The organism is Xanthobacter sp. BG11Y11_SDJG (genome assembly GCF_057364445.1).
Window position 1 is genome coordinate 1 of record NZ_JBNFNU010000542.1, and the last position, 2,243, is coordinate 2,243.

Annotated in this window: 4 protein-coding genes; all 4 read left to right on the plus strand. The window is 73.8% G+C overall.

Translation table 11 applies throughout. The features are described 5' to 3' along the window. On the plus strand, window positions 1-524 hold a 524-nt coding region (locus AC2W7M_RS24130; protein WP_486135525.1), incomplete at its 5' end, for an SRPBCC family protein. Beyond that, a complete protein-coding gene (locus tag AC2W7M_RS24135; protein ID WP_486135526.1) occupies window positions 521-1,345 on the plus strand; it encodes an FAD binding domain-containing protein in 825 nt (274 codons plus the stop codon). The genes AC2W7M_RS24130 and AC2W7M_RS24135, both read left to right, overlap by 4 nt. Further along, window positions 1,333-1,842, plus strand: a complete 510-nt coding sequence (locus AC2W7M_RS24140) for a (2Fe-2S)-binding protein (RefSeq protein ID WP_486135528.1) — start codon at window positions 1,333-1,335, stop codon at window positions 1,840-1,842. The genes AC2W7M_RS24135 and AC2W7M_RS24140 overlap by 13 nt, the downstream gene beginning before the upstream one ends. Beyond that, entirely contained in the window at window positions 1,835-2,173 is a 339-nt protein-coding gene (locus tag AC2W7M_RS24145) for an AMP-binding protein (RefSeq protein ID WP_486135529.1), read from the plus strand. The genes AC2W7M_RS24140 and AC2W7M_RS24145 overlap by 8 nt, the downstream gene beginning before the upstream one ends. Window positions 2,174-2,243 lie beyond the last annotated feature (70 nt).

Sequence of the window (2,243 nt, forward strand, 5' to 3'; positions counted from 1 at the left end):
CGCAGCCTGCGGCGCGCCCCGGCGACCGCACCCTGCGCGGCGAGGGCTCGGCCTTCGTGCCGGCACCTCGGGCGCAGGTGTGGGCGACCCTGCTCGACGCCGACGCGCTGGCCTCCATCATCCCCGGCTGCCATGGGGTGAAGAAGCTCTCGCCGACCCATTTCACGGCCGACGTCACGCTGGGCATCGGCCCGGTGAAGGGCCGCTACAAGGCCGACGTGAAGCTCTCGGACCTGGACGAACCCAACGCCGCGACCCTGTCCGGCAACGTCTCCGGCGCGCTCGGCACCGGCGGCGGCGCCGGCCGCGTCACGCTCACGGAGGCGGAAGGCGGCACGCGGGTCGCCTATGTCTACGAGGCGGCGGTGGGCGGCAAGGTGGCGGCCATCGGCGGGCGCCTGCTCGACGGCGCGGCCAAGGCCATCATCGGCCAGTTCTTCGCCGCGCTGGCGCGGCGCGCCGCCCCCGAGCGGGCCGGCCTTCTCGCCCGGTTGCTGGGAATGCTGAGCGGGGGGCGCAAATGAAGCCCGCCGCCTTCGACTTCGTGCGCGCCGAGACCCTGGAGGAGGCGCTGGAGACGCTCGCGTCCCACGGCGGCGACGCGCGGGTGATCGCCGGCGGCCAGTCGCTTCTGCCCATGCTCAACATGCGCCTCGCCAAGCCCGCGGTGCTGGTGGACATCATGGGCCTTCCGGCGCTGCGCGCCATCCGCCGCGAGGGCGACGCCATCGTCGTGCCGGCGGGCGTGCGGCAGGCGGAGCTGCTCGCCTCGGCCGAGATCGCCGCGCAGCCGCTGCTGTCGGCGGCGCTGCCCTTCCTCGGCCACTACCAGACGCGCAGCCGCGGCACCGTGTGCGGCTCCGCCGCCCATGCCGACCCGAGCGCGGAAATCCCGCTGTGCCTGGTGGCGCTCGGCGGCGAGGTGCGGCTCAAGACCCGCCGCAAGGCGCGGCGCGTGAAGGCGTCCGACTTCTTCACCGGCATGATGACCACCGCCAAGGCCGACGACGAGATGATCGAGGCGGTGGCCTTTCCTGTGGCGCAGCCGGGCAGCGCCTATGCCTTCAGGGAATATTCCCGCCGCCATGGCGACTTCGCCATCGTCGGCTGCGCCGCGCGCGTGTCGTCGGAGGCCATCGACCTCGCCGTGTGCGGCGTCGCCGACAGGCCCGAGCGGCGGACCTTCCCGCGCCTTTCGGGCAGCGCGCTCGACGATGCGCTCAACGCGTTTGCCTGGGCGCTCGACGCCCGCGACGATCTGCACGCCAGCGCGCGCCTCAGGCGCGATTTGGTGCGCGCCATGGGACGCGCCGTGATCGAGGAGGCCGAACGATGCCTCGCCTGAGCGCGGCTGCGCAGCACGACGTGCGCTTCACCCTCAATGGCCGGCCGGCCAGCGTCGCCGCCGAGCCGCGCCTGCTCGCCACCGACGCGCTGCGCCACGGCCTGGGGCTCACCGGCACCCATGTGGGCTGCGACACCAGCCAGTGCGGCGCCTGCACCATCCTGCTCGACGGCGTTCCGGCCCGCGCCTGCCTCACGCTCGCGGTGCAGCTCGAGGGCCGCGACGTGCGCACCGTCGAAGGTCTCGCGCCGGCGCCCGACCGGCTGTCCGTGCTCCAGGAGGCGTTCCGTCGCCACCACGCGCTGCATTGCGGCTTCTGCACCGCCGGCATCCTGATGTCGGTGGACGCCTTCCTGAAGGCCACGCCCGACCCGGACGCGCACGCCGTGCGCGAGGTGGTGGGCGGGCATCTGTGCCGGTGCACCGGCTATTCCGCCATCGTCGCCGCGGTGCTCGACGCCGCGGCCACCCTGAGAGGGGACAGAAGCAATGTTTGACCTCGGCACGAGCTTCCTGGCGAGCGTCGAGCGCGACCCCGGCGCGCTGGCGGTGGTGGACGGAGAGGTCCGCCTCACCTACGCGCAATGGCTCGACAGGATCGCCGCCGTCGCCGACGGGCTGGGCGCGCTCGGCCTCAAGCACGGCGACCACCTCGTCACCGTGCTGCAGAACCGCTGGGAGGCGGCGACGCTGCACTGGGCCTGCCAGTTCGCCGGCATCGTCATGACCCCCGTCAACTGGCGCGCACCCCGGACGAACTGGACTTCGTGCTGGAGAATGCCGAGGCCAAGGCGCTCGCCTTCGAGCCGGTGGCGCAGGCGGCGGTGACCGCCTCGGCGCTGGCGCAGCGCCTGCCGCGCATCGGCGTCGGCGTGGCGGCGGACGCGGCCTTCGAGGC

Bases quoted from the DNA above. Each gene is read 5' to 3' on its own strand.
- AC2W7M_RS24135 (WP_486135526.1), top strand. From the start codon at position 521: ATGAAGCCCGCCGCCTTCGACTTCGTGCGCGCCGAGACCCTGGAGGAG.
- AC2W7M_RS24145 (WP_486135529.1), top strand. From the start codon at position 1,835: ATGTTTGACCTCGGCACGAGCTTCCTGGCGAGCGTCGAGCGCGACCCC.
- AC2W7M_RS24140 (WP_486135528.1), top strand. From the start codon at position 1,333: ATGCCTCGCCTGAGCGCGGCTGCGCAGCACGACGTGCGCTTCACCCTC.